We start from the raw sequence: 24074 nt of genomic DNA, 5'->3' as shown, positions 1-24074 counted from the left end.
GGTCTTTTTATACGTGGCGGAAAATGCAGGGATGAGAGTTTAACGGACTCTCTCTCCGCCATTTCGGTATAAAACTGGGCACGCCGTTCGCCGCCGATTCTGCGCTATTTGCGGCGGCTAGGGTTCTCAGAAGCTCGTTCTTCGATCCCATGATGCGCACTTCGCGCTCGTCGACCTCGACGCGCTGAGCTAACGCGCGCAGATGATCGCGCCGATAGCCGCCGCCCTCCAACCGCATTTTCTCGCGGGCCGCTGCGGCGAATCTCTCGATCATTTCCGGCGTGACGGCCTGATGAGTGGCGCTGTCGAGCATGGCTTCGGCGCGTTCCGCGTCGGTTTTCGCCTGATCACGAAGGACTTTCAGACCGGCGATGCGCTCTTTCAGCGCCGGATCGTCGAGGTCGGCGACGCCGATCTCGATGGCGTCGTAAAGGCGTTTCAGCCGCAGCTCCGATTCCGTTGCCCGCCGGTTCAGTTCGGCGATGTGCTCACGGCGGCGCTCAGCGCGCTCTTGCCGTCGGTCGAGCACATCGACGAGAACCTCTTCCAGCCGATCAGACGTCAGCAGACGCTCCTCCAGATGCTGAGCAACCAGCGTATCGAGCTTATCCATCGGGATTGTCCGGCCCTTGCAGCCAGTCTCGCCCTGACGCGCCTTGATCGAGCAGGCGTAGTAGCGGTAACGCCCGCTCTTGCCAGTGCGGATGGTCATGGCGCCGCCGCACTTGCCGCAAAAGCAGATCCCCGTCAGCAAGGTTGGTCCTGTCACTACGCGTGGCGGCGCGACCTTGGGATTGCGCGCCTGCATCAGCTTCTGCACGGCGTCGAAGGTCTTGCGGTCTATGATCGGCGGAACCGGAACCGTCACCAGGTCTTCCGGCTTGGTCGGCTCCTTGTTCTTGCGATGCTTGCCCCATTGATGCTCGCCGATATAGGTCCGCCGGGTCAGGATGCGATGAACCTGTCCGATGCCCCAGCGGCCGCCGTCTCGCGTGAAGATGCCCCTGCCATTGAGATGCGTGGCGATCGCTTTGACGCCCATGGCCCCGCGCGTTCCGTCCCCTTCCAGGGCGAGGCGATAGATCAGCCGGATCGTGTCGGCGTGCAGCGGATCGATCTCCAGTTTCTTCTTGGTCTTGGCGCCGCGCTGTTCGGCCGCGACCACGCGATAGCCGACGGGCGGGCGCGAGCCGTTCCAGAAGCCCTGGCGGGCGTTTTCCTTGAGCGCGCGCAGGACGTGCTTGGCGTTCTCCTTGGACTGATATTCATCGAACAGCGCCATGATCTGGCGCATCATGACGTGCATGGGATCGTCGCCCATCTCCTGGGTGATGGAGACGAGCTTGACGCCGTTCTTGGCGAGCTTCCGGACGTAGAACTCCAGCTCGAAATGGTCGCGGAAGAAACGGCTGAATGAGTGGACGACCACGATGTCGAAGGCTGAGGGCTTGGACGTACCCGCCTCGATCATGCGCTGGAATTCGGGGCGCTTGTCGTTCGTTGCTGACGCTCCTGGCTCCACATAGGTCTCGACGAGTTCGTAGCCGCGCGCCTCGCACCACGCTTCGCCCTGGCGTTTCTGGTCAGGGATCGAGACGTCATGCTCGGCCTGCCGCGTCGTCGAGACGCGCAGGTAAAGCGCGGCGCGGAGCTTCACGGCGTTTTGCGGTGCGTTCATGATGCGCCTCCCGCTGCCTTTCGCCATTCCTCGCCGGTCAACGTCAGATCAAGCGAAACACGGTCGTAGAGGACTCGCGGACGCCGCCGGCGCCCTTCCGGTTCCATCTCGACCAAACCGTATTCGGCCATCTTCTTCAGCGTTCGCGACAAGTTCGATTTGGCGCGCCCAGTCATCTCCGCCAACTCGTCAAGCGAAGCCGGTGCGCGTTCGGCGATGGTCCGCAACAGTTCGCGATTACCGGCTGACAGCACCTGGGCAAAGGACTCGGTCGATGTGAACCATACCTTCGGATCGTCCGGCCCCGGCTTTTGCTCGCCGCGGGCGATCCGCATGGTGCGGGCCTTCATCTCCTCATAATCGGCGATGCCGATCTTCAACGTCGTCATTGCAGTACGCCTCGCTCCTTTAACACTGCATCCACCGTCTCCCAGAAATCGACGATCAGGCTCGCGGCATCCTGATAGTCATAGGGACGCACGGTCCGGAGCCGGTGGCGGTGATCCTGCGGTTCTCCGCGTTTGCGGCGGCCGACAGGATGAGCATTGTCGAAGCCGACAAGCCGCTCGCCGTCAGGTCCGTGCAGCGTCAGCGAATAGTCGAGCCCATGGGGCTTCTCCGGGCTAACGGGCACGCGCGTAACGACGAACTTCACCCAATGCCTGCCCGCAGGGTCGATGACGAGCACCTGGCCATCGAGATCGAGCAAGGCGTCAAGGCTCGGATCGTATGTCTCCTCTGTCATATTAGGTTATCTTTAGATGATAACTTTGTCAAGGAGCCAACCGAACCCAAGGGGCCGAACAAATCGTCGAACAGATCACCGAACCAGGCCTCAAACACATCCACTTCGGACGAAGTGACCGGCACGCGCTTCAGCCACTCATCGGTGACGCGCCAGTCGGTCAACTCTGGTTCGGGACGTCCACGCGGCTTCGGTTCCGGAATCTGCGCGTAGTCGTAAAGATCAATTTTTGCCGCGCGCGAACGCTGCCGGCGTTTGGGTACGGAATTGGACATGAAGCGACTGTGCCGCCCCGTAGTACGCGGAGAAATGCTCCGCATCCGGGTGAAGCGTCAATGGCGGCGAAGACAGGTGTTCGGCGGTGCTGCGCCAAATGCCTGGCCAATCAAGACGAACATGTTCCCCGATAAAGAGTAAGAGTTCGGCGGCTTTCGCCGTGACGGGTTTGGAGGTCGAGAGAGAGGCTCTCGGCCGACCTGTCGCGGAGATTGACCCATGACCAACCTTGAAACCCTGGACGGCCGGCGCGACGCGAGCGGCGGCTACAAAGTCGATATCTCGCGCGGAGAGCGGATCGGCCGCGTCTCCTCGGAATGGTTTTCCCGGCCGAATGACGAGCGCTATCTGTCCCTGTCGGAGCTCTACGCGTCGGTGAAGGGCCGCGCCGAGCGCAGCCGCACGCGGACAGTCGAGAGCGCGGCGATCCGCGTTGAAGCCCATCGCGACGATCCGGAAAACCTGGCGCTCATCCTGCCCGACGCCGAGGCGCCGGTCGCGCCGACCCATTGGAGCTTCGGCCAGCTCGCCAGCCTAGTCAGCGCGCCGGCGGCCTATCTGCGCCAGCTCCCGGCGCCGCTTGCGGGCATCAACCTGCAATACGGGCTCACCTCGCACCGAGCCGAGCAGATCAAGACGCTGGAAACCGAAGACGGGCGCACGGAACTGCGCGCCGTCACCGGCCCGGATTATGGCCGCATCTACGACCACGAACTCGTGGCGGCCGTGCAGAAGATCGCGGGGAACGGAACTGGCGATACGCGCTGGAAAGTGCCCGGCACGCTCGACTGGTCGAGCGGCGTCTACAATCCGATGGTCGACATCACCAAGGACACGACCACGCTCTACGCCTCCGACCGAGACGTCTTCCTCTTCCTGGTCGACGACATGAACCCGATCGAGGCGGGCAAGCTGTCCGACGGATCTCCCGATCTCTATTTCCGGGGCTTCTATTGCTGGAATTCTGAAGTCGGCGCGAAGACGCTCGGCATCGCCAGTTTCTATCTGCGCGCCGTCTGCCAGAACCGCAATCTCTGGGGCGTTGAGGACTTCCAGGAAATTAGCATCCGACATTCCAAATACGCCGCCAATCGCTTCGCGCACGAGGCGGCGCCGGCGCTGACCCGCTTCGCTGACTCCTCGCCGCGACCCTTCGTCGAAGGCATTCGAGCAGCGCGCGAGCGCATCGTCGCCCACAGCGACGATGACCGCACCGACTTCCTCCGCAAACGGGGCTTCTCCAAGGCGGAGACGGCCAGAATCGTCGAGACAGTCCTCGCCGAAGAAGGTCGGCCGCCGGAGTCCGTATTCGATTTCGTGCAGGGCATCACCGCCGTCGCCCGGTCGAAGCCGCAGCAGGACACCCGGCTCGAAATGGAGGGCAAGGCGAAGAAGCTCCTCGAGCGCGCGGCGTAGCTGCGGCCGGCGCTCCGCCTTTCCGGTCCGTCGCTTCCTCAAGAGGAAGAGGCGGGCCGGGTTCTCCGTGACGGGTTTGGAGGTCGAGAGAGAGGCTTTCGGCCAGCCCGTCGCGGAGAACTGACATGACCAAGTCTCAAAAAATCACCCTCAGCGCCTCGCGCGACATCCCTTTCAACAAGCTGGTGCTGAGCCAGTCCAATGTCCGGCGCATCAAGGCTGGCGTCTCGATCGAGGAACTGGCCGAAGACATCGCCCGGCGCACACTTCTGTCCTCGATCACCGTCCGGCCGGTGCTGGACGAGGACGGCGCTGAAACCGGCATGTTCGAGATCCCGGCCGGCGGACGCCGCTATCGGGCGCTCGAACTTCTGGTCAAGCAGAAGCGGCTGAACCGCACAGCACCCGTGCCCTGCATCGTGCGCACGGACGGCCTCGCCGAAGAAGACAGTCTCGCCGAGAATGTTCAGCGTGCGCCGCTTCATCCGCTCGACCAGTTCCGCGCCTTCCAGGCGATGCGTGAGAAAGGCAGACACGAGGAAGAAATCGCGGCGGCCTTCTTCGTCTCGGCGAATGTCGTCAAGCAGCGGCTTAAGCTCGCCGCTATCGCGCCGTCGCTTCTCGACGCCTACGCCGAGGAGGAACTGACCCTCGACCAGCTCATGGCCTTCACGGTCAATCCCGACCATGAGCGCCAGGAACAGGTCTGGGAGTCGATCAAACGGACTTATGTGAAACAGCCCTATGAAATCCGCCGCATGCTGACCGAAGGCGCCGTGCGCGCCTCCGACCGGCGGGCGCAGTTCGTCGGGCTCGGCGCCTATGAGGCGGCCGGCGGCGCTATCCTTCGCGACCTGTTCCAGTCCGACGATGGCGGATGGCTGCAGGATGCAGGCCTGCTTGCGAAACTTGTCGATGAAAAGCTCGAAACAGAGGCGCAAGCGATCCGCGCCGAGGGCTGGAAATGGATCGAGATCGGCACGGACTTTCCCTACGGCCACACCTACGGTCTACGCCGGATCGTCGGCGAGACCGAGCCGATGAGCGAGGACGAGATCGCGAGCTTCCACGCGCTGAAGGCCGAATACGACAAGCTCGAAGACGAGTACGCCGACGCCGAGGAGTTCCCGGAAGAGATCGACACCCGGCTCGGCGAGATCGAAACGGCGATGGAAGCCTTGCAGGAGCGGCCCGTCCGCTTCGAGCCGGACGAAATCGCCGTGGCCGGCGTCTTCGCCAGCATCGGCCATGACGGCCGCCTGCGTGTCGAACGTGGCTATGTCCGTACCGAGGATGAACCTTCCGGCGAATCCGACGAACAGGACGAGGTCGATGGGATCGACGCGTCTGCCGAGGAGAACGTCGACGACGCTACGCCCCCGGACGCCAGCGACGAGGCGGAAGAGGAAGACGATGGCCTGAAGCCGCTCTCCGACCGCCTCGTCATGGAATTGACGGCGCATCGCACGCTCGCCCTTCGCGACGCGCTCGCCAACGATCCGCAGACGGCGTTCCTCGCCGCCCTGCACGCGATGACGCTCCGGCTCTTCTATCACTATCCGCTGGATAGCTGCGTCGAGATCACGCCGCACAGCGCCGGTTTCGGCGCCCAGGCGCCGGGCCTTGGCGACACGGCTTACGCGCTCAGCATCGACGATCGCACGACGAGCTGGCTAGGGGCGCTGCCGAAAGCGCCTGAGGATCTGTGGGAGGCGCTGGTCGGGTTCGACAACGATAGCCGCGAGGCGCTGTTCGCGCATTGCGTCGCCATGACCGTCAACGCCGTCCAGGAACCGTACAACCGCCGTCCGCGGGCGCTCGCCCATGCCGATGTGCTGGCGGCGACGCTCGGGCTCGACATGGCGGCGACGGGCTGGGCGCCGACGGGCGAGAGCTATCTCGCTCGCGTCACCAAGGCCCGCATTCTGGAGGCCGTGCGCGAAGCGAAGGGCGAGAATGCATCCGACCGCATCGCCGGCCTCAAGAAACCGGACATGGTCGCGGCTGCCGAAGAGCTTCTCGAAGGAACCGGTTGGTTGCCCGAAGTGCTGCGCATGCCGGCTCTTCCCGACAGCGAAGCGCAATCGGCGGATAACGGCGGCGAACCGGCCATGGGCGATTACGCCGTCATCACCGATGATGAACCTGTCACCGGCAACGCCTTCGCCACTGCGGCCGAGTGACCGGGAGCCAAGCCCCCCAACGGCTCCCGCAGCCGCCCCTGGAGCCCGCCCAATGTGGCGGGCTCCTTCTTTTTTGCTCTCACCATGGAGGCGCAAATGAACAGCGCAGCATCCGAAATCGCACGACGGCTCGGCCGCGAGGCGGAGGCCGTCTGCCGCCATTACCTCTCCAACGGTCGCAAGCAGGGCCGCTACTGGATCGTCGGCGACATCGAGAACACGCCCGGACGCAGTCTTTATGTTCGCCTGACGGGACCAGCCCACGGTCCGGGCGCTGCCGGCAAATGGGCAGACGCCGCCACAGGCGAACATGGCGACCTGCTAGACCTCATTGCCGCTGCGCATCATTTGCAATCCTTCGGCGAGACGCTCGATGAGGCGCGACGATTCCTGAGCTTGCCACGCCCCGAACCGCCACAACGTGAGCGTCAATCCGCGCCCACCGGATCGCCGGAGGCTGCACGGCGCCTCTTCGCCATGGGAAGACCGGTCGGTGGAACGCTCGCCGAGCGCTATCTTCGTCGACGCGGTCTTTCCGGGCTTGGCGACGCGCCAGCGCTGCGATTTCATCCGTGCTGCTACTATTGGCGAGAAGGTCAGCCCAAGGACACCCCACCGGAGACCTGGCCTGCATTGCTCGCCAAGGTCACGGACGTGAACGGCAATCTCACCGGCGTTCACCGCACATGGCTCGATCCGGCGACGGCTCGCAAGGCGCCCCTCGATCCATCACGCAAGGCGATGGGGAACCTGCTCGGCCATGGCGTGCGGATCGGAACTGCGAGCGACATCCTCGCTGCTGGCGAAGGGCTGGAAAGCACGCTCTCCGTGCGCATGGCGTTGCCCAACATGCCCGTCATATCCGCGTTATCGGCCAATCATCTCGCCGCGCTGATCCTGCCGACCGGGCTTCAGCGTCTCTACATCGCTGCCGACGCCGACGAAGCAGGCGACATGGCCACCGCCAATCTGATCAAACGCGCAGGAGCCGTCGGTATCGAAACGATCCGGCTTATTTCTCTTGGCGGCGACTTCAACGAAGACCTCCGCAAGCTCGGACGGGACGACCTAAGGACGCATCTGGGTCAGCAACTGGCCACGGCCGATTTCTCACGGCTGCTTTCCGACGAACACTGAGCGGCTGAGCAGGCCCGTCATTAGTCTGGTCGCTATCGTCAGATCACCTCCTAATTGGAGAGCCTCGCCTTCGGCCTTCCGAGAGGAGCGAGACGGAGCGGAGACTGGCCGGGCCGGCAACGGCTACGGCGACACTCTTTTCCGCCGCCGGGCGTAATGGCCCGGCTTTGCATCGCGAAACAAAAGAGCGCCGCCTTCGCCGTCCTCCGCCTCTGGCTTCGGCCGCCGTGGCGGTGCAGTCCCGGACAGCCCCCGCTTTCCCGTCGCTCGGGAAGGCCGCGAGAGGCGCGGCTCATGCCGAACAGGAGACGATCCCATGACCGCCGAGACCACCGAACCAATGGCCAGCTCCGCAACCGCGGCCGTACTCGAAGAATTGCAGCTTTATGGCTATCGGCCTTTCGCCGACGAACCCGACCCGAGACCCTTGCCCGAAGCCGACGCCCTCCAGGGTGCGATAGCCGACATCTTCGACGCGCTCGCCGCCACGCTGGAAGACACGCGTCTCGAACCGGATCTCGAAGACCTGCTCTGGTCCGTGACCAACCTGTTTCATCGCACAGCGGCCCGCGTCGACCGCGACCTGGACGACAATGAGCAGGCCCAGAAACGCTCGCAGCGCGAACAGGACGGGTCGGAAATTCGCTCGGTCGAACTTGAAGCCCTGACGGCGCAAGGAACCACGCTGATCGAGCGGCGCAACGCTTACGAGCTCATGCGCGATATCGCCGCCGACCACTTCGAGACCCATATCGGTCAGACCTGGCGACCGCACTCGGGATCACGGATCAGTCACCGGACGCTGACGGCGGCCATGATCGACAGCCGCGACTATCTCTCGGCGAAGCGGCGCGCGGAGATCGAACCCCTCCTGCCAAGCGGACCACGGGTTGCGTTCTCCGGCGGACTGGACGTCACCGACCATCGGGCGATCTGGGATGCGCTGGACCGTGTGAAGGCCAAGCACGCCGACATGGTGCTCCTGCATGGCGGATCGCCCAAAGGCGCCGAGAAGATCGCCGCGTGCTGGGCCGATAACCGCAAATGCCAGCAAATCGTCTTCAAGCCGGACTGGAAGCGCCACGGCAAGGCGGCGCCGTTCAAGCGCAACGACGCGCTTCTTGAGGCGATGCCCATCGGCCTCATCCTCTTTCCGGGGTCGGGAATTACGGACAATCTGGCAGACAAGGCCAAAAAGCTCGGCGTCCCGCTCTTCGATTTCAGGCCGAAGAACAACAAAGCGCAGGCAGCGTGATGCCTGAGATGCATCACCTGATGCGCGCGCCGGAAGGTTTCGGCGTGCGCTGCTTTGCGCTATACTTCGAAAAGCGCCGTGGCGGTTGGTGGAGGCGCTCCATCCATGAAGGAGACCGCCCATGTTTCTGTCCGCATTGCTGAGCGTTGTCGGCCTCGGCTTTCTCTGCTGGCTGTTATTCAGCCTGGCCGTCTATGCGCTTCCGTTCTTCGTCGCCGTTACTGTCGGCTACTATGCGTTTGAAAACGGCGCGGGGCCGATCGGCGCCATCGCTGTCGCACTATTCGCCGGCGCAGTCGCTCTTATCCTCGGGCAAGTCGCGTTCGCCACGATACGGTCACCGACCATCCGCCTGGCGATCGGCGCGCTCTATGCCTTGCCGGCCGGGTTGGCCGGTTTTCACGCGGTCAAGGGTCTCTCTGAGACCGGCGGCGCGGGCGAGACGTGGACCCTCATCTTCGCAAGCATCGGTGCAATCATCGTCGGCGCGACAGCATGGGTGCGCATCGCATCCCTTGCAGGACCAGAGACGCAGTCCGGCGGTGTCAATTCGCATCATGCTTGATACGCAGCCACAGACGGCTAAATCGCTCACGTCAATGGGGATTCACTCCACGGTTAAGGTTCAGATAAGTGGAAACCGGGATCGTGCTTGACACGTTCCGCAGCCACTTTCGTGCGTTGAAGGAACATGCCCAATCCGGCCCTTGGCGCGCAAGGTCAGAATGGAGCGGTCTCGTTCAAATCTATCCGGCGTGGTTTTAACTTTTTCTCTGAAACGATGTCGATCGCTCATCGCCTACGCTCGTTGCCGGCGTTTTTCGACTGTCGCGCTGGCCGGTGACGAACTTCTCCTGAGCCTCATCACCCACGCCCGACACGGCCTCTCATGGACTGATCTGGCCGGTATCGGCTGACGCCTCGACCGCCTTGGCCGCAACGGCGGAGCCGAACTTTCTTCCCCTGGGCTACGCCCATTCCTCGCGAAACAAGAAACTCCGTCTCCGCTGTCCTCCGCATACGCTCCGGGTCCTCCGGACTGCGTCGGCGGTCGTCCCGGCCTTGTCGATCTCCATCGAGGCCGCGACGGGCGCGGGCTCGAAAGCCAAAAGGAGAACTGACATGGCCACCATCGGAACCTTCAAGAAGTCCGCCAACGAGTACGTCGGCGAAATCGTCACCCTCAGCGTTCAAGCGAAGAATGTAAGGATCATCCCGGAAGAGGATCGCGCGAACGACAACGCACCCAGCCACCGCGTCTTCGTCGGCCGAGTCGAGATCGGCGCCGCCTGGTCCAAGCGCTCGAATGAGGGCCGCGACTATCTGAGCCTCAAGCTCGACGATCCGAGTTTCACCGCTCCGATCTACGCCAACCTCTTCGACGACACCGTCATCGAAGGCGAAGAGAGCTACAGCCTTATCTGGTCGCGGTCACGCCGCCAGAGCGGCGATTGACGCCCCGACAGCCCCGCCCGGTCTTCCCAGGCGGGGCTGCCATCATGCCTCTCGGCTTTTCCGCTGATCGTCCAAGAGTTCGGCCGGTTTGACGTCAAGTGCCTCGGCCACGTGCCAGAGGGTGATGATAGTGACGTTCTGCTGCCCGCGTTCCATCGCGCTTATATGAGCGCGGTCAACGCCCATCCTATCCGCCAGAGCGGCCTGGCTGAGGCCGGCTTTTTCCCTAAAATACTGAAGGTTCGCGCCAAATACTTCCCGAATATCCATCCGCCAGTAAAATGCGGATCGCGTATTTTAATGCGACGCACTATAATACGCGGCGAACGACGCGGCCGCCACGAAGCTGCAACCAACCCGGCGACGTTTGCGCCGCCTGCGCTTGCTAGGTTATGGTTTCCAGTTCATTAATAATATGGGCCAACTTGCAAGGATTTCGCATGCCCTCGAGACAGCACAGGATCGCCGACGCGCCACCGAACGATGCGGCTGTGACGGTCTATGATCGCAATCACCTGAAGCTCTATATGCGCCTGCTCGATGCAAGTGAGGCCGGTGCAACGCTTGAAGATGTGGCGTCGCTCTTGCTCGGTATCGACGCCAACAAGGAGCCGGAACGTGCGCGCCAGGTCCACGACAGTCATCTATCCCGCGCTCGTTGGATGACCGAACAAGGCTACCGAGATCTTCTCAAGAATGGTCTTCCCGCAGGTTGATCGGCGTGCGGGCACCATGCGTAAAAGACGACGCCAGTGGCCACACAGCGCAACCGCTGGTATAAAGCGTAATATCCCGACTGACTGACGCAATTCCATGCGCCAGTTTGCGATTGGGAGGATTTCGCAATGCCGTCAGATTGGCGCGACGACAAGCAGTATGATCACTTCGATGATCTCGGTGTCTCCGGGCTCGCTTGGGAATGCCTTCGTCGGAACTCGCGCTATCGTGATGACTACGAGCTAATGCGGGAGGGCGGCGGCGCTCCAGCAGACTGGGGGTTACGATTTCGCTGTAAACCCACAGCTCAACGCACTCAGCGCTCCGATTTTCTGGCTTCCAACCGCAGCACCCGCCGTCGTTCAACTGATCGATGCTCTTCCGGACGTGGGCTTGACCTCTGCCAATCCAGCCGCGCGCATCGCATATCAGAAGATCGACGACGACGGGATTTCTTGGGTTCGGCTTAAAAACGGCGTTAATCTCGTTGGTAATTTGCTCAGTGATCGCCCCGTTGGCCTGCTACTTCCGCTAGATGACGACTGGGCAGTTCGGCTAGCCGCCGCTGATCGCCTATATCACCAACTTGTGGAGCGCGACCTGCATCCGCCTATCACGCGACAGCGACGCGAACGCCTGAAACGAGCCCTGCGAACAATCGACGGCCGCCAGCGCGGGGCCAGTTATCGCGCCGTCGCCACAGTCTTTTTTGGAGCCGCCCGCGTGTCCGCTGAGCCATGGAAGACCAGTTCGCTAAAGGCTCAAATCGCCCGCCTTGCTGCCTACGGACGAATGATGATCGATCATGGGTACAGGAATTTGCTGAAAGGGCAATCTCGGTAGGGGCAGGAAAATTGATCAGTAAATATGCTTCTCACGTCCATAATGCGCGCCTACTGGGCGATCTTATTACCGTGTCCTACACCTTAAGATTTCTAACACCAAACGATACCTCTTCACACTCCGTTCTCATGCCCCCCAAAGGGGAGTGACGTTTTCGCCGCGCGCTGATCGTCATCCCTCCCGGCGCGCATCTTACGCTTTTCTCGTCTCCGACAGTCCCGCGCTTCCCGAAGCGGGATGGCCTAACCGGAGACGCGACCCATGCCCGATCCCAATGCCGGACTTCCCCCACGCTATTTGAGAACGCCGGAAGCGGCCCATTTTCTCGGCCTTTCGGGGCGGACGCTCGAAAAACACCGGACCTATGGCACGGGGCCACGCTACTCGAAGATCGGCGGGCGCGTCGTCTACGCGATCGAGGATCTGCAAGCCTGGGTCAGCCGGGGAGAGAAGAACTCGACCTCGGACGACACGGGCGACGAGGTGTTGCCCGCCAAGCGGCATGCAGCGATCTCGCCCGCCTATGCACGGAAGGCCCGCTCATGAGCGGCGGGGCCACTGTCGAACTCGTCTGGATCGAGAAGCAGATCGAGCACTGGATTCGCTTCGGCCGGATCGTGCGGACAACGATCCAGAGCCGCAGTGGCAGCACCGTCGCTTTCGATCCCGGCGCCGTCTTCGCCTTCGTCCGCTGGCAGGCGAACGACTTCGGGACTACGGAAAGCCGGATCGACATCCTGCGTGCGCCCCGACCGGGTGAGTCCTATGCGACCGTGCCGCAGGTGACACCCGGCGGCGATAGCCTGCTGCGCCAGTCCGGCTGGCTCAAGGTCGAACGGGTTCTTCAGTTCGCCGATGCGATCGAAGCGCTCGGCATCGACCCGGCCGACGCCGCGCCGGACTATTGGCGCCACGTTCACAACAGGCTGTCAGCAGGCCTGGAGCCGCGAGGCTACACAGCCGCTCAACATCGCGCCTGGCTCCTGCGCCAAGCCTGTCCACCCGATCCACTGACATTGCGAGCCGCGTCGGCGGGGAGCGTGTCATGACCCGGTTCGGATACGTCATGACGACCTATTTCTCGGTGCTCGCGATCGGCGGACTGGCCTTCGTTCATGTGAGCCCCAAGCTGATCTGGAACGCGTCCGCAAGCGCGCCCATCGGGCTATACGCCGTTGCGTCGGACGACGATCTTGCCGTAGGCGATCTGGTCGTCGTCGATCCGCCGGAATCGCTTGCGACCTATCTCGCCGAGCGCGGCTATCTGCCCGAGGGCGTACCGCTCCTCAAGCACGTCGCTGCGCTTCCCGGACAACGTGTCTGCCGCGATGGCGCCGCTGTCGCTGTCGACGACATCCCCCTGGCGCAGGCCCAGCCGAGCGACCGCTTCGGACGCGACCTGCCCGTTTGGCAGGGCTGCCACTTCGTCGCCAAGACGGAACTCTTCCTCCTGAATCCAAGCCATCCCGACAGTCTCGACGGTCGCTATTTCGGCGCACTCCCGGCAGACGCCGTGATCGGGCGCGCCGTTCCGATCCTCACCGATGAAGACGGCGACGGCCACTATGTCTGGCGCGCCGATCACGACGCCGACGCTCTCGAAAATTCTTCCGACCGCAAATGAAAGGAACTGCCCCATGGCTCAGATCGGTCAATTCACCCGCACAGAAACCGGCTTCACCGGACGCCTTCACACGCTCATTCTCTACCGAGAACTCACCCTCGTCCCGGCAACATCGTCGGACAGCGAAAACGCGCCCGACTATCGCATCCATCACGGCGATCACGACGGACCGGAGATCGGCGCCGGCTGGAAACGCACCGGCGAGAAAGCCGGCGAATACATCTCTTTGCAGATCGACGACCCGACCTTCGCATTTCCGATCCGCGCCAATCTCTTCAAGACCGACACCGAGGACGGACATTGGGCGCTCTATTGGAACCGCCCTGCAAAGCGTCCCGAGAAACGCGATGAGCGCGGCTAGACCGTCTCGGCGCTGCGCTATTATGGCGAAGTTCCTCCTCTGCGGTCTGCTCTCCGGCGTGGTTGTCTCTCACACCGTATCAGCAGAGACCGCGTCCTCCAGGACGGAACAAGGCGGCAATTCCTATGCTGCCTATATCGCCGAAGCTGCGCAGCGCTTCGGCTTCCCGGCGCGTTGGATCCTCGCTGTCATGCGCAGGGAAAGCGCCGGCGACGTGCGCGCCGTCAGCGAAAAAGGCGCGATGGGGCTGATGCAGATCATGCCCGATACCTGGGATGAGCTGCGCGCGCGTTACGGTCTGGGGCGCGACCCGTTCGATCCTCGCGACAACATTCTGGCGGGCGCCGCTTATCTCCGTGAACTGCATGACCGCTTCGGATCGCCGGGCTTCCTCGCCGCCTACAATGCGGGACCGACACGCTATGCCGAGCATCTAGCTACAGGCCGACCGTTGCCCCGAGAAACCCGCGATTATGTTGCGGCGTTGGCGCCGCTCCTCGGCGCGTCGGTTGCAGCAGAACGGCGAGAACCGAGCGCAATTCTGACCGTGGACTGGCGCGCGGCGCCGCTCTTTTCCGCTCGTACCGACCGACAAACGCCTGCTGATGAAACGCATCTGAGCAGTGGCGCAGGCACTTTTCCTTCACACACATCCGGCGCATCGGACGGTCTGTTCCCGCCAACTGGAAACGGGGATCGGCGATGATCCCGCTGATCGCACTCTCGCGCGGTCCGTCGCGCGATGGCGTGTTTCCGGGAGGGAGGACGGGGACGGAAGGCGCAACAACAACGGGAGGGCGAGATAAAAGGCGCGGCACGGATACGCGCTATGTCGTTGTTGTTGTTGGGTATTTCGCCCGCTGCGGTCATGGGCACAGTGCCGCCCCACGGCTCAACCCACTGTTTTTATGCGGGTTTCACCGTGCCGCGCGCTTTCAAGCGGGCGCTTTGTCATGAGCGACCGCGATAATGACATGCGCATCCGGCCCGGCCGCATCCGCAACAAGGGGACAAGCGCCCGGAAGGCGCAAAGCTTTGTCGGCCAGGTAATGGGCGCCGCCCGCAAGGCCGGACACACCGGATACAAGCTGAACGGTTCGAAAGGACGCGGGCGCGGATCGCAATTCGGCCGGGGCCGTTTCGCCGGCGCAGCGCGCGGACTGTCACGCACCCAGCGGCGCGTCGTCATCAAAGCGCGCGTCGTCCGTCATCGTGGCGCACGTTTCCGTTCCGCCCCGCTCGCCAAACACATCGCCTATCTGAAGCGTGAAGGCGTGACCCGTGACGGGCGTGATGCGGGCATGTTCAACGCCGAAGCAGACAGCGTCGATGATCGCGCTTTCGCAGAGCGATGCGAAGAGGACCGGCATCATTTCCGCTTCATCGTCTCGCCTGAAGACGCCGACCGCCTCGAAGACCTGCGCGCCTACACACGCGACCTGATGAGCCAGGCCGAGCGCGATCTCGGCACGAAGCTTGACTGGATCGGCGTCGATCATTGGAACACCGACAATCCGCACATCCATGTTCTCGTGCGGGGCCGAGCCGATAACGGCAAGGACCTCGTCATCGCCCGCGACTATATCAGCCGAGGGTTCCGCAGCCGCGCCGAGCAACTGGTCGAACTGGAGCTCGGGCCGCGCGCCGAGCAGGAGATCGCATCCGAACTTCAGGCGGAGGTGAAAGCCGAACGCTGGACGGGTCTTGACCGCGCGCTCCAGGGGCTCGCCGATGACGGTGCCGGGGTTGCTGATCTGCGTCCCGGCTCCCCGGAACCGCGCGATCCGGAGCTGCGCAAACTCCTTATTGGTCGCGCCCAGACGCTGGAAGGGCTCGGCCTCGCCGACAGGCTCGCCCCGGCGGTTTGGTCTCTGAAACCGGGCGCACAGGAAACGCTGCGCGATCTCGCCGAGCGTGGCGACATCATCAAGACCATGCACCGCGCCATGTCCGGCGGACCAGGGCGCGCACAAACGGACTTCGCGATTGAGGACACACCGACTGCCCCAGTACTTGGACGGTTGGTCGAGCGCGGGCTGCATGACGAGTTGCGCGGCGAGGCCTATGCCGTGATCGACGCCGTGGACGGCAGCGTCCATCATCTGCGCTTCAACGATCTCGACGCCACGGGCGACACGCCCGAAGGCGGGATTGTCGAGACGCGGGTCTGGCGCTCGGACAATGGCGGCCGTCAGCGCATGGCCCTTGTCGGCCGCTCCGACCTCAACCTCGAAACCCAAATCGGCGCGAGTGGTGCGACCTGGCTCGATCGGCTGCAACTCGCCAAGACCCAGGCGCCGCTCAGCATGGGCGGCTTCGGCGCCGAAGTTCGCGAAGCGCTCGACCGGCGCGCCGATCATCTCGTCGCCGAGGGGCTCGCGACCAGAAATGGTCGGCGCGTCACCTTCGCCCGCGACCTCCTGAAGACGCTGCGCGAACGAGAGCTCGACGCTGCGGCGGCGCGTGTCGAAACCGAGACAGGCTTGCTTCGCAGAAATTCTGCAGAAGGCGATCGCATCTCGGGAACCTATCGCCGGCGTCTCGATCTCGCCTCAGGCCGTTTCGCCATGGTCGATAGCGGCCTCGGCTTCGAACTCGTCCCGTGGAAACCCCAGCTCGAACGCCATCTCGGCCAGACCGTGACGGGAACGATGACGCCGGGTGGTGGGATCGACTGGAGCCTCGGCCGCAAGCGCGGGCTTGGCATCTGAGCATCACCCCGGAAGGAAAAGACATGCCGATCAAGACACAGCCAACACAGGCCACCAAAATCCTCTGGGGCCAGATCATCATCGTCTCGCTCGTTGTGGTCGGTTTCATCTGGACCGCAACACAGTGGACCGCATGGCGGCTCGGCTTTCAGCCTCAGCTCGGCGCGCCGACGACGGACATTCTCGGATGGCCGATCTATCCGCCCTGGAGCTTCTTCGTCTGGTGGTATTTCTACGACGCCTATGCGCCGCGTGTGTTCGTCGAAGGCGCGATCATTGCCGGCAGCGGCGGGATCGCCGCGATCGGTGTCGCGATTTTCCTCTCCGTCCTCCGGGCTCGCGAGGCGCGCGACGTAACCACCTACGGCTCAGCCCGATGGGCGGAGCGGAAGGACGTTGAATCGTCCGGGTTGCTTGCCGCGGACGGCGTCGTGCTTGGCCGCTTCGAGAACCACTACCTCCGGCATGACGGCCCGGAGCATGTGCTCTGCTTCGCGCCAACCCGCTCGGGCAAGGGCGTCGGCCTCGTCGTCCCGAGTCTCCTGACCTGGCCGGGCTCGGCCATCGTCCATGACATCAAGGGAGAGAATTGGCTGCTCACCGCCGGGTGGCGGGCGCGGTTCACCCGCACCATCCTGTTCGATCCGACCGACGCGAAGAGCGCGGCCTACAATCCACTGCTCGAAGTCCGGCGCGGCGACAGCGAAGTACGCGACGTCCAGAACGTCGCCGACATCCTCGTCGATCCGGAAGGTCTGCTCGAACGCCGGAACCATTGGGAGAAGACTAGCCATTCGCTGCTCGTCGGCGCGATCCTCCATGTCCTCTACGCCGAGGCGGACAAGACGCTCGCCGGCGTCGCCGCCTTCCTCTCTGATCCGGGCCGGCCGATCGAGGCGACGCTCGCGGCGATGATGCGCACACCGCATCTTGGCGACCGGCCGCATCCGGTCGTGGCGCAGGTGGCGCGCGAACTCCTCAACAAGTCGGAAAACGAACGCTCCGGTGTTCTGTCTACGGCGATGAGTTTTCTGGGCCTCTATCGCGATCCCGTCGTCGCCAGGGTCACGAGCCGCTGCGACTGGCGGATCAAGGATCTGGTCTCTGGCGCGCGGCCGACCACGCTCTATCTCGTCGTGCCGCCCTCCGACATCAGCCGCACAAAGCCGCTCGTCCGGCTTGTGCTGAACCAGATCGGACGTAGGCTGACAGAAGAGTTGAACGCCAATCGCAAGCGCCATCGCCTGTTGCTGATGCTCGACGAATTTCCGGCGCTCGGGCGGCTCGACTTCTTCGAAAGCCAGCTCGCGTTCATGGCGGGCTATGGATTGAAGGCCTTCCTCATCGCGCAGTCCCTCAATCAGATCGAGAAAGCCTATGGCCAGAACAACGCCATCCTCGACAACTGCCATGTCCGGGTGAGCTTCGCGACCAATGACGAACGTACTGCCAAGCGCGTGTCCGATGCCCTCGGCACGGCGACCGAGATGCGGGCAATGAAGAACTATGCCGGGCACAGATTGTCGCCCTGGCTTGGCCATCTCATGGTCTCCCGGCAGGAGACCGCGCGGCCTTTGCTGACTCCCGGCGAGATCATGCAATTACCGCCGGATGATGAAATCGTGCTCGTCTCCGGCGCGCCGCCGGTCCGGGGCAAAAAGGCGCGCTACTATACCGACCCACAGCTCAAGACACGCATCCTGTCACCGCCCAAACTGATGGCCGAACCGACCGTATCGAAAGAGTTGCAGGCAGATGATTGGAGTGACCGTGCATCCGTCGCTGCGCCGAAGCCAGGTAAGAGGGCCTCCAGCGATGCGGGCGAAGATGCAGACGGCGGCATTCGCCGTGAGCCGGAACTGCCCGAGCATGAAGACATCGCGCCGGAGCCGGCACCATCTGCGCGAGAAGAGTTCGCGGGTCTCGATGATGAAACGGATGATGACGCTCAGCGGGCTCGCCAGATGCAGGGCCGATTCCGCAGCATCGCCCGGCAGGCCTCGCTTGATCCCGATGACGGCATCGAACTTTGAGGCCCGCCATGAAGAAAGATCGGCTCAATGTGTATTTCGATCCAGCTTTATCAGCGGAGCTCGACACGCTGGCGGCGCGGCGCAAAGTTTCGAAATCCCAGATCGTGGAAGCGGCGCTTGCCTCCTACCTTTCCCCCGACGCTGCGGATCAGCGCGAGGCTGCGATTACGCGACGTCTCGACCGGCTGACCCGCGCCGTCGAACGGCTCGAACGCGACGTGACGATCGGCAACGATGCGATAGCCTTGTTCATCCGGTTCTGGCTCACGACGACTCCGCCATTGCCAGATACGATGCGCGATGCCGCGCAGGCGAAAGGCCGCGAGCGGTATGAAGGCTTTGTAGAAACGCTCGGTCGGCGGCTCGCAAAGGGTAACACCTTCGCCAAAGAAGTGTCGCAAGATTTCACACCGAAAGAGTAAATCTACAGCCTGTTTCCCAGGTATTTTGAAGTGAACTGTTTCGACCGTTTTTCGCTTTCTCCTGCCGTTGCGCGCCGTAGTACTACTACGCCTTCAAGGCTGTTGCCGATCAGCCTTTAAAGGTCTTCTTGATCGACCCCGTAATCCAATGCGGGGCCGCCAATGACCGTCCACATAATCAAATCCGAAGCGCTCGCCCGTGGCGCACGCATGCTCAGGACTGCGCTGGGCGCCAACGTCGCCGCATGGCTCGAAGACCCTGCCGTTGTCGAGGTGATGCTCAATCCGGATGGCCGCCTGTGGGTCGACCGGCTGAGCGAAGGCCTTGCCGACACAGGCGTAGAGCTCTCCTCCGCTGACGGCGAGCGCATCGTCCGTTTGGTCGCGCATCATGTCGGCGCAGAGGTCCATACGGGATCCCCGCGTGTGTCTGCGGAGCTGCCAGGAACAGGGGAGCGGTTCGAGGGGCTGTTGCCGCCGGTCGTCGCCGCGCCTGTCTTCGCGATCCGCAAGCCGGCCGTCGCCGTCTTCACGCTCGAAGACTATGTCCGCGCCGGGATCATGCCAGACGATGCGGCGGCGGCATTGTGCGACGCCATCACATCCCGCGCCAACATCCTTGTCGCTGGCGGCACCTCGACCGGCAAAACCACGCTTACCAACGCGCTGCTCGCAGAGGTCGCCAAATCCTCCGACCGCGTCGTTCTGATCGAGGATACGCGCGAACTCCAATGCCTGACGCCTAACCTTGTCGCGCTGCGGACCAAGGATGGCGTGGCGTTGCTCTCCGATCTCGTTCGCTCTTCGCTTCGACTACGTCCTGACCGCATTCCCATCGGAGAGGTCCGCGGCGCCGAAGCGCTTGATCTCCTGAAAGCCTGGGGCACTGGCCATCCCGGCGGCATCGGCACCATCCATGCCGGCTCGGCCGTCGGCGCGCTGCATCGCCTCGAACAGCTCATCCAGGAAGCCGTCGTCACCGTGCCCCGCGCGATGATCGCCGAGACAATCGACCTGATCGCCGTCCTCTCGGGGCGCGGGTCGGCGCGCCGGCTTTCCGAACTCGCCCGCGTCGAGGGCCTCGATGCGACCGGGGACTACCAGATCCAACCGCTTCTTCACCCCAGGACAGGAGACCATCCATGACCAAAACCACAATTCTCTATCCGCGCTGGCCGCTTTACGCGACGGCGCTCGCGTTCAGCCTTTTGCTCGTCGCGCCCGCCCATGCGGCGGGCTCGGGCATGCCCTGGGAGGCGCCGCTCCAGTCAATCCTGGAATCCATTGAAGGGCCGGTCGCCAAGATCGTCGCGGTGATCATCATCATCGTCACAGGACTGACGCTCGCCTTCGGCGACACCTCCGGCGGTTTTCGCCGCCTCGTGCAGATCGTCTTCGGCCTCTCCATCGCCTTCGCGGCGTCGAGCTTCTTCCTGTCCTTCTTCTCGTTCGGCGGCGGAGCGCTGATCTGATGCGCGAGCTGGCCGACATTCCGGGCTTTTACGCGCCCGTCCACCGCGCCCTGGTCGAACCGATCCTGCTCGGCGGCGCGCCCCGCACGGTCGCCATCGCCAACGGCACGCTCGCAGCAGCCGTCGGACTTGGCCTTAGGCTCTGGGTGGTCGGGATCGCACTCTGGCTTGTCGGCCATCTCCTCGCGGTCTGGGCCGCAAAACGTGATGCCCAGATCGTCGATGTTGCGCGCCGGCATCTTCGTTTCCCAACCTGGTTCGGAGTCTGAGCGATGATGCGCCTCGCCGAATATCGCTCGACCGCCTCGCTATTGGCAGATTTTCTTCCGTGGGCGGCGCTCGTCGCGGAGGGCGTCATCCTCAACAAGGATGGCAGTCTGCAACGCACCGCACGGTTTCGGGGGCCTGACCTCGACTCCGCGACACCGTCAGAACTCGTCGCCGTGTCCAGCCGGCTCAACAACGCCCTTCGCCGGCTCGGATCGGGCTGGGCGGTGTTCGTCGAAGCGCAGCGGGCGCCGGCGCGCGACTATCCGCTCTCACATTTTCCCGATGCCGTTTCCGCCCTCGTGGACGCGGAACGACGCGCCCAGTTTGAAGATGCGTCCAGACATTTCGAAAGCAGCTACTTCCTGACTTTCGTCTGGATGCCGCCGCTCGACGATACGAGCCGCGCGGGACGATGGCTCTATGAGGACGCGCCCGACAGCAGCCTCAACCCGCGAGAGCATGTCGAGAGTTTTATGGCGCGAACGGATCGCCTGCTCGATCTCCTCGACGGCTTCATGCCGGAGGCCGCCTGGCTCTCAGACGAAGAGACACTGACCTTTCTGCATTCGACCGTGTCGACGCGTCGTCAACGCCTGCGCTTGCCCGAAACGCCGATGCATCTCGATGTGCTCCTGGCCGATAGCGCGCTTGTCGGCGGGTTGGCGCCGAGTTTGGGCGGGGCGCATCTGCGCAGCCTCTCCATCATCGGATTCCCCACGGCCACATGGCCGGGACTGCTGGATGAGCTCAATAGCCAACCCTTCGAATATCGCTGGGTCACGCGCGCTATCTGCCTCGACAAGACCGACGCGACCAAACTGCTGACGCGCATCCGCCGGCAATGGTTCGCCAAGCGCAAATCCATCGCCGCGATCCTGAAAGAGGTGATGACCAATGAGGCGTCGACGCTGCTCGATAGCGACGCGGCGAACAAGGCCGCCGACGCCGATGAAGCCTTGCAAGAGCTCGGCGCCGACATAGCGGGCGCCGCCTACATCACCGCTACGCTGACCGTCTGGGATGAGGACGAAGCCGTCGCGGACGCCAAGCTAAAGGCGGCGGAAAAAGTCATTCAGGGTCGTGACTTCACCTGCATGCCCGAGACTTTGAACGCCATCGAGGCGTGGCTCGGCTCGTTGCCCGGCCATCTCTACGCCAATGTCCGTCAACCGCCGGTCTCCACGCTCAATCTCGTCCACATGATCCCGATATCGGCAGTCTGGGCAGGACCGGCGCGCAATGATCATCTGGACGGACCTCCACTCTTTTACGCGGAGACGGAAGGCTCGACTCCGTTCCGCTTTTCACCCCATGTCGGCGATGTCGGGCACACGCTGGTCGTCGGTCCGACCGGGTCGGGCAAATCCGTGTTGCTGGCGTTGATGGCGCTGCAATTTCGTCGCTATGCGGGCGCGCAGATCTTCGCCTTCGACTTCGGCGGCTCGATCCGCTGTGCGACCGTCGCCTGTGGTGGCGACTGGCAGGATCTCGCCGGCGCGCTCTCGGATGACGAAGCCGCCGTCCAGCTTCAGCCGCTGCGCAACATCGACGATATCGGCGAACGCGCCTGGGCGCAGGACTGGCTGTCCGGCCTGATCGCGCGAGAAGGCGTCACCATCGATCCGGTCGCGCGGGATCATCTCTGGTCGGCGCTGACCTCGCTCGCCTCGGCGCCTGTCGCAGAACGAACGCTCACGGGGCTATCCGTCCTGTTGCAGTCGACCGAACTCAAACAGGCGCTCACGCCATTCTGTCTTGGCGGCCCCTTCGGGCGTTTGCTCGACGCCGAAACAGAAGAACTCGGAACAGCCGATTTCCAGGCCTTCGAGACCGAAGGGCTGATCGGATCGGCCGCGACGCCGGCCGTGCTCGCCTATCTGTTCCACCGGATCGAGGATCGCCTCGATGGACGTCCGAGCCTCATCATCGTCGATGAAGGCTGGCTCGCGCTCGATGACGGGACATTTGGCGGCCAGCTCCGCGAATGGCTTAAGACTCTAAGGAAGAAGAACGCCTCCGTCCTCTTCGCCACGCAATCGCTCGCCGACATCGACAATTCCGCGATTGCGCCCGCCATCATCGAGAGCTGTCCAACGCGCATCTTCCTGCCGAACGAGCGTGCCTTCGAGCCGCAGATCGCCGACATCTACCGCCGCTTCGGCCTCAATGAACGCCAGATCGAGATCGTCGCGCGGGCCATGCCGAAGCGGGACTATTACTGCCAGTCGCGCCGCGGCAATCGGCTCTTCTCGCTCGGTCTCGGCGAGGTCGCGCTCGCCTTCACGGCCGCATCGTCGAAGACCGATCACGCCGCCATCACCGACATCCTCTCCGAACACGGACGAGACGGCTTCGCCGCAGCCTGGCTCGCCCGTCGCGGTCTCGATTGGGCCGTCGAACTGCTCGGCCAAACACCTGATCCGATCCCATCCCCTCAAACCACGGAGACTACTCATGCGTAAGAAACTCGCCGCCCTCATGCTGACCGGAGCCATCGCTTTGGCGCCGATGCAACCGGCCTATGCGCTATTCGGCGTCGGCGACGTCGTCATCGATCCGACCAACCTCGCGCAAAATATTCTCACCGCCGCACGCACCCTCGAAATGATCAACAATCAGATCACGCAGCTTCAGAACGAGGCGCAGATGTTGATCAACCAGGGACGCAACCTCGCAAACCTGCCGCACTCATCGCTGGCGCGTCTGCGGTCGATCATGCAGCAGACGGAAGATCTGCTGGGCGAAGCGCAGCGCGTTGGATACGTCGTCTCCGAAATCGAACGCGTCTTCTCAGAACAATATGGAGACGCCGCAGCAACCGGCGATTTCGCCGCCATGAACGCCAATGCCGAGGCGCGCTGGCGGACCTCGGTTGCAGGCTATGAAGACGCGTTGAAGGTCCAGGCCGGCGTCGTCGGCAATATTGAAGCGACGCGCACGGAATTGAGCACTCTCGTCTCGCAAAGCCAGGGTGCGGTCGGCACCTTGCAGGCGGCGCAGGCCGGCAATCAACTTCTCGCCCTGCAAAGCCAGCAGATGACGGACCTAACCGCCGCCATCACCGCGCAGAACCGCGCGGACGCGCTGGACGCGGCTCGGCGCGCGTCCGCTAAAGCGCAGGGGCGCGAGAACCTCAATCGCTTCCTCGACTACGGGACCGGCTACACGCCAACCGCCGTCAGCATGTTCCGGTAATACCCGTGCGCAATTCTCCCGACCAAATCATCAGGCCCGTCGCCATCGCCTTGGGCGGGCTCGCTGCGCTCTTCGCCGCGGTTGAGCTGGCGAATACGGTCACTCCGGAAACGCCATCGGTTCCTCCCGTGACCAACAATCCTTTGCAGGCGGAACTTTCTCGCTGCCGAACGGTGACGCCGGAAGAGCTGGAAATCGACACGATGTGTCGCGCCGCCTGGGCAGAGCAACGCCGCCGATTTCTCGGGCTTCCCGGCGACGATCCCGAGAAGGAGTAGGAT

General features: G+C 63.4%; 28 protein-coding genes. 23 read left to right on the top strand and 5 right to left on the bottom strand.

Annotated features, from left to right (window positions below; translation table 11 throughout):
- Positions 1-7: 7 nt before the first annotated feature.
- From OA2633_RS08735 to OA2633_RS15870, 4 genes are read right to left on the bottom strand one after another with little or no spacing between them, the layout of a single operon-like run.
- The gene (locus OA2633_RS08735; protein WP_009802171.1) at positions 8-1678 is read right to left on the bottom strand and encodes a recombinase family protein; all 1671 of its coding nucleotides are present in this window, start codon (positions 1676-1678) and stop codon (positions 8-10) included.
- On the bottom strand, positions 1675-2067 hold the full coding sequence (locus tag OA2633_RS08730; RefSeq protein WP_009802170.1) for a helix-turn-helix domain-containing protein: 393 nt from the start codon (positions 2065-2067) through the stop codon (positions 1675-1677). Before OA2633_RS08730 ends, OA2633_RS08735 begins: the two co-directional genes overlap by 4 nt.
- Complete coding sequence (locus OA2633_RS08725; RefSeq protein ID WP_009802169.1) at positions 2064-2423, bottom strand: DUF6516 family protein; 360 nt, start codon at positions 2421-2423, stop codon at positions 2064-2066. The genes OA2633_RS08730 and OA2633_RS08725 overlap by 4 nt, the downstream gene beginning before the upstream one ends.
- Positions 2420-2698, bottom strand: a complete 279-nt coding sequence (locus OA2633_RS15870; protein ID WP_206740500.1) for a hypothetical protein — start codon at positions 2696-2698, stop codon at positions 2420-2422. The genes OA2633_RS08725 and OA2633_RS15870 overlap by 4 nt, the downstream gene beginning before the upstream one ends.
- Positions 2699-2918: 220 nt before the next feature.
- Here OA2633_RS15870 and OA2633_RS08720 point away from each other — a divergent pair, with 220 nt between their 5' ends.
- The 6 genes from OA2633_RS08720 to OA2633_RS08695 all read left to right on the top strand — a co-directional run bounded on the left by OA2633_RS08720 (position 2919) and on the right by OA2633_RS08695 (position 10145).
- Positions 2919-4115, top strand: coding sequence for a hypothetical protein (locus OA2633_RS08720; RefSeq protein WP_009802168.1), 1197 nt, complete (start codon positions 2919-2921; stop codon positions 4113-4115).
- Between the two features lie 125 nt (positions 4116-4240).
- Positions 4241-6298 (top strand): ParB/RepB/Spo0J family partition protein, encoded by a 2058-nt coding sequence (locus tag OA2633_RS08715; RefSeq protein WP_009802167.1) that lies wholly within the window; start codon positions 4241-4243, stop codon positions 6296-6298.
- A gap of 96 nt (positions 6299-6394) precedes the next feature.
- On the top strand, positions 6395-7435 hold the full coding sequence (locus OA2633_RS08710; RefSeq protein WP_040613343.1) for a toprim domain-containing protein: 1041 nt from the start codon (positions 6395-6397) through the stop codon (positions 7433-7435).
- Between the two features lie 316 nt (positions 7436-7751).
- Positions 7752-8690 carry a DUF2493 domain-containing protein gene (locus OA2633_RS08705; protein ID WP_009802165.1) on the top strand — a complete coding sequence of 313 codons (939 nt, stop codon included), beginning with the start codon at positions 7752-7754 and terminating at the stop codon, positions 8688-8690.
- Between the two features lie 121 nt (positions 8691-8811).
- Positions 8812-9255: a hypothetical protein gene (locus tag OA2633_RS08700; protein ID WP_009802164.1), complete on the top strand. Its 444-nt coding sequence runs from the start codon at positions 8812-8814 to the stop codon at positions 9253-9255.
- A gap of 557 nt (positions 9256-9812) precedes the next feature.
- Positions 9813-10145 (top strand): DUF736 domain-containing protein, encoded by a 333-nt coding sequence (locus tag OA2633_RS08695; RefSeq protein WP_009802162.1) that lies wholly within the window; start codon positions 9813-9815, stop codon positions 10143-10145.
- A gap of 42 nt (positions 10146-10187) precedes the next feature.
- On the opposite strand, the gene OA2633_RS08690 is transcribed toward OA2633_RS08695, so the two are convergent.
- Positions 10188-10415, bottom strand: coding sequence for a helix-turn-helix domain-containing protein (locus OA2633_RS08690; RefSeq protein ID WP_009802161.1), 228 nt, complete (start codon positions 10413-10415; stop codon positions 10188-10190).
- A 170-nt stretch (positions 10416-10585) separates the two neighbouring features.
- Between OA2633_RS08690 and OA2633_RS08685 the strand changes: the two genes are divergently transcribed.
- The 17 genes from OA2633_RS08685 (at position 10586) to trbK-alt (ending at position 24071) form a co-directional block, all read left to right on the top strand.
- Positions 10586-10861: a DNA -binding domain-containing protein gene (locus OA2633_RS08685; RefSeq protein ID WP_009802160.1), complete on the top strand. Its 276-nt coding sequence runs from the start codon at positions 10586-10588 to the stop codon at positions 10859-10861.
- 129 nt (positions 10862-10990) lie between these two features.
- Complete coding sequence (locus OA2633_RS16720; protein WP_366080137.1) at positions 10991-11332, top strand: transcriptional regulator domain-containing protein; 342 nt, start codon at positions 10991-10993, stop codon at positions 11330-11332.
- Positions 11256-11705 carry a DUF2285 domain-containing protein gene (locus tag OA2633_RS15865; protein ID WP_158085768.1) on the top strand — a complete coding sequence of 150 codons (450 nt, stop codon included), beginning with the start codon at positions 11256-11258 and terminating at the stop codon, positions 11703-11705. The genes OA2633_RS16720 and OA2633_RS15865 overlap by 77 nt, the downstream gene beginning before the upstream one ends.
- Positions 11706-11966: 261 nt before the next feature.
- Positions 11967-12251: an AlpA family transcriptional regulator gene (locus tag OA2633_RS08680; RefSeq protein WP_009802159.1), complete on the top strand. Its 285-nt coding sequence runs from the start codon at positions 11967-11969 to the stop codon at positions 12249-12251.
- Complete coding sequence (locus OA2633_RS08675) at positions 12248-12754, top strand: DUF2840 domain-containing protein (protein WP_009802158.1); 507 nt, start codon at positions 12248-12250, stop codon at positions 12752-12754. Before OA2633_RS08680 ends, OA2633_RS08675 begins: the two co-directional genes overlap by 4 nt.
- Positions 12751-13329, top strand: a complete 579-nt coding sequence (locus OA2633_RS08670) for a S26 family signal peptidase (RefSeq protein ID WP_009802157.1) — start codon at positions 12751-12753, stop codon at positions 13327-13329. The genes OA2633_RS08675 and OA2633_RS08670 overlap by 4 nt, the downstream gene beginning before the upstream one ends.
- 13 nt (positions 13330-13342) lie before the next feature.
- On the top strand, positions 13343-13690 hold the full coding sequence (locus OA2633_RS08665; protein WP_009802156.1) for a DUF736 domain-containing protein: 348 nt from the start codon (positions 13343-13345) through the stop codon (positions 13688-13690).
- A 22-nt stretch (positions 13691-13712) separates the two neighbouring features.
- On the top strand, positions 13713-14396 hold the full coding sequence (locus OA2633_RS08660; RefSeq protein WP_009802155.1) for a lytic transglycosylase domain-containing protein: 684 nt from the start codon (positions 13713-13715) through the stop codon (positions 14394-14396).
- Positions 14397-14643: 247 nt separating this feature from the next.
- Positions 14644-16401, top strand: coding sequence for a DUF3363 domain-containing protein (locus tag OA2633_RS08655; RefSeq protein WP_009802154.1), 1758 nt, complete (start codon positions 14644-14646; stop codon positions 16399-16401).
- Between the two features lie 23 nt (positions 16402-16424).
- Entirely contained in the window at positions 16425-18434 is a 2010-nt protein-coding gene (locus OA2633_RS08650; protein WP_009802153.1) for a conjugal transfer protein TraG, read from the top strand.
- Between the two features lie 8 nt (positions 18435-18442).
- Complete coding sequence (locus OA2633_RS08645) at positions 18443-18856, top strand: CopG family transcriptional regulator (RefSeq protein ID WP_009802152.1); 414 nt, start codon at positions 18443-18445, stop codon at positions 18854-18856.
- A 162-nt stretch (positions 18857-19018) separates the two neighbouring features.
- Positions 19019-20002: a P-type conjugative transfer ATPase TrbB gene (gene trbB, locus OA2633_RS08640; protein WP_009802151.1), complete on the top strand. Its 984-nt coding sequence runs from the start codon at positions 19019-19021 to the stop codon at positions 20000-20002.
- The gene (locus OA2633_RS08635) at positions 19999-20328 is read left to right on the top strand and encodes a TrbC/VirB2 family protein (protein WP_009802150.1); all 330 of its coding nucleotides are present in this window, start codon (positions 19999-20001) and stop codon (positions 20326-20328) included. Before trbB ends, OA2633_RS08635 begins: the two co-directional genes overlap by 4 nt.
- Positions 20328-20597, top strand: a complete 270-nt coding sequence (locus OA2633_RS08630) for a VirB3 family type IV secretion system protein (RefSeq protein WP_009802149.1) — start codon at positions 20328-20330, stop codon at positions 20595-20597. The genes OA2633_RS08635 and OA2633_RS08630 overlap by 1 nt, the downstream gene beginning before the upstream one ends.
- 3 nt (positions 20598-20600) lie before the next feature.
- Entirely contained in the window at positions 20601-23060 is a 2460-nt protein-coding gene (trbE, locus tag OA2633_RS08625) for a conjugal transfer protein TrbE (protein WP_009802148.1), read from the top strand.
- Complete coding sequence (trbJ, locus tag OA2633_RS08620; RefSeq protein ID WP_009802147.1) at positions 23053-23793, top strand: P-type conjugative transfer protein TrbJ; 741 nt, start codon at positions 23053-23055, stop codon at positions 23791-23793. The genes trbE and trbJ overlap by 8 nt, the downstream gene beginning before the upstream one ends.
- 5 nt (positions 23794-23798) lie before the next feature.
- The gene (gene trbK-alt, locus OA2633_RS08615; protein WP_009802146.1) at positions 23799-24071 is read left to right on the top strand and encodes a putative entry exclusion protein TrbK-alt; all 273 of its coding nucleotides are present in this window, start codon (positions 23799-23801) and stop codon (positions 24069-24071) included.
- Positions 24072-24074: the final 3 nt, after the last annotated feature.

Source organism: Oceanicaulis sp. HTCC2633 (assembly GCF_000152745.1).
Classification (GTDB): Bacteria; Pseudomonadota; Alphaproteobacteria; order Caulobacterales; family Maricaulaceae; genus Oceanicaulis.
This window is presented reverse-complemented; position numbering and strand designations above follow the sequence as displayed.

Bases quoted from the DNA above. Each gene is read 5' to 3' on its own strand.
- OA2633_RS15870 (WP_206740500.1), bottom strand. From the start codon at position 2,698: ATGTCCAATTCCGTACCCAAACGCCGGCAGCGTTCGCGCGCGGCAAAA.
- trbE (WP_009802148.1), top strand. From the start codon at position 20,601: ATGATGCGCCTCGCCGAATATCGCTCGACCGCCTCGCTATTGGCAGAT.
- OA2633_RS08720 (WP_009802168.1), top strand. From the start codon at position 2,919: ATGACCAACCTTGAAACCCTGGACGGCCGGCGCGACGCGAGCGGCGGC.
- trbB (WP_009802151.1), top strand. From the start codon at position 19,019: ATGACCGTCCACATAATCAAATCCGAAGCGCTCGCCCGTGGCGCACGC.
- OA2633_RS08690 (WP_009802161.1), bottom strand. From the start codon at position 10,415: ATGGATATTCGGGAAGTATTTGGCGCGAACCTTCAGTATTTTAGGGAA.
- OA2633_RS08685 (WP_009802160.1), top strand. From the start codon at position 10,586: ATGCCCTCGAGACAGCACAGGATCGCCGACGCGCCACCGAACGATGCG.
- OA2633_RS08630 (WP_009802149.1), top strand. From the start codon at position 20,328: ATGCGCGAGCTGGCCGACATTCCGGGCTTTTACGCGCCCGTCCACCGC.
- OA2633_RS16720 (WP_366080137.1), top strand. From the start codon at position 10,991: ATGCCGTCAGATTGGCGCGACGACAAGCAGTATGATCACTTCGATGAT.
- trbJ (WP_009802147.1), top strand. From the start codon at position 23,053: ATGCGTAAGAAACTCGCCGCCCTCATGCTGACCGGAGCCATCGCTTTG.
- OA2633_RS08715 (WP_009802167.1), top strand. From the start codon at position 4,241: ATGACCAAGTCTCAAAAAATCACCCTCAGCGCCTCGCGCGACATCCCT.
- OA2633_RS08665 (WP_009802156.1), top strand. From the start codon at position 13,343: ATGGCTCAGATCGGTCAATTCACCCGCACAGAAACCGGCTTCACCGGA.
- OA2633_RS08650 (WP_009802153.1), top strand. From the start codon at position 16,425: ATGCCGATCAAGACACAGCCAACACAGGCCACCAAAATCCTCTGGGGC.
- OA2633_RS08670 (WP_009802157.1), top strand. From the start codon at position 12,751: ATGACCCGGTTCGGATACGTCATGACGACCTATTTCTCGGTGCTCGCG.
- OA2633_RS08675 (WP_009802158.1), top strand. From the start codon at position 12,248: ATGAGCGGCGGGGCCACTGTCGAACTCGTCTGGATCGAGAAGCAGATC.
- OA2633_RS08730 (WP_009802170.1), bottom strand. From the start codon at position 2,067: ATGACGACGTTGAAGATCGGCATCGCCGATTATGAGGAGATGAAGGCC.
- OA2633_RS08705 (WP_009802165.1), top strand. From the start codon at position 7,752: ATGACCGCCGAGACCACCGAACCAATGGCCAGCTCCGCAACCGCGGCC.
- OA2633_RS08660 (WP_009802155.1), top strand. From the start codon at position 13,713: ATGGCGAAGTTCCTCCTCTGCGGTCTGCTCTCCGGCGTGGTTGTCTCT.
- OA2633_RS08695 (WP_009802162.1), top strand. From the start codon at position 9,813: ATGGCCACCATCGGAACCTTCAAGAAGTCCGCCAACGAGTACGTCGGC.
- OA2633_RS08700 (WP_009802164.1), top strand. From the start codon at position 8,812: ATGTTTCTGTCCGCATTGCTGAGCGTTGTCGGCCTCGGCTTTCTCTGC.
- OA2633_RS08710 (WP_040613343.1), top strand. From the start codon at position 6,395: ATGAACAGCGCAGCATCCGAAATCGCACGACGGCTCGGCCGCGAGGCG.
- OA2633_RS08725 (WP_009802169.1), bottom strand. From the start codon at position 2,423: ATGACAGAGGAGACATACGATCCGAGCCTTGACGCCTTGCTCGATCTC.
- OA2633_RS08735 (WP_009802171.1), bottom strand. From the start codon at position 1,678: ATGAACGCACCGCAAAACGCCGTGAAGCTCCGCGCCGCGCTTTACCTG.
- OA2633_RS08680 (WP_009802159.1), top strand. From the start codon at position 11,967: ATGCCCGATCCCAATGCCGGACTTCCCCCACGCTATTTGAGAACGCCG.
- OA2633_RS08635 (WP_009802150.1), top strand. From the start codon at position 19,999: ATGACCAAAACCACAATTCTCTATCCGCGCTGGCCGCTTTACGCGACG.
- OA2633_RS08645 (WP_009802152.1), top strand. From the start codon at position 18,443: ATGAAGAAAGATCGGCTCAATGTGTATTTCGATCCAGCTTTATCAGCG.
- OA2633_RS08655 (WP_009802154.1), top strand. From the start codon at position 14,644: ATGAGCGACCGCGATAATGACATGCGCATCCGGCCCGGCCGCATCCGC.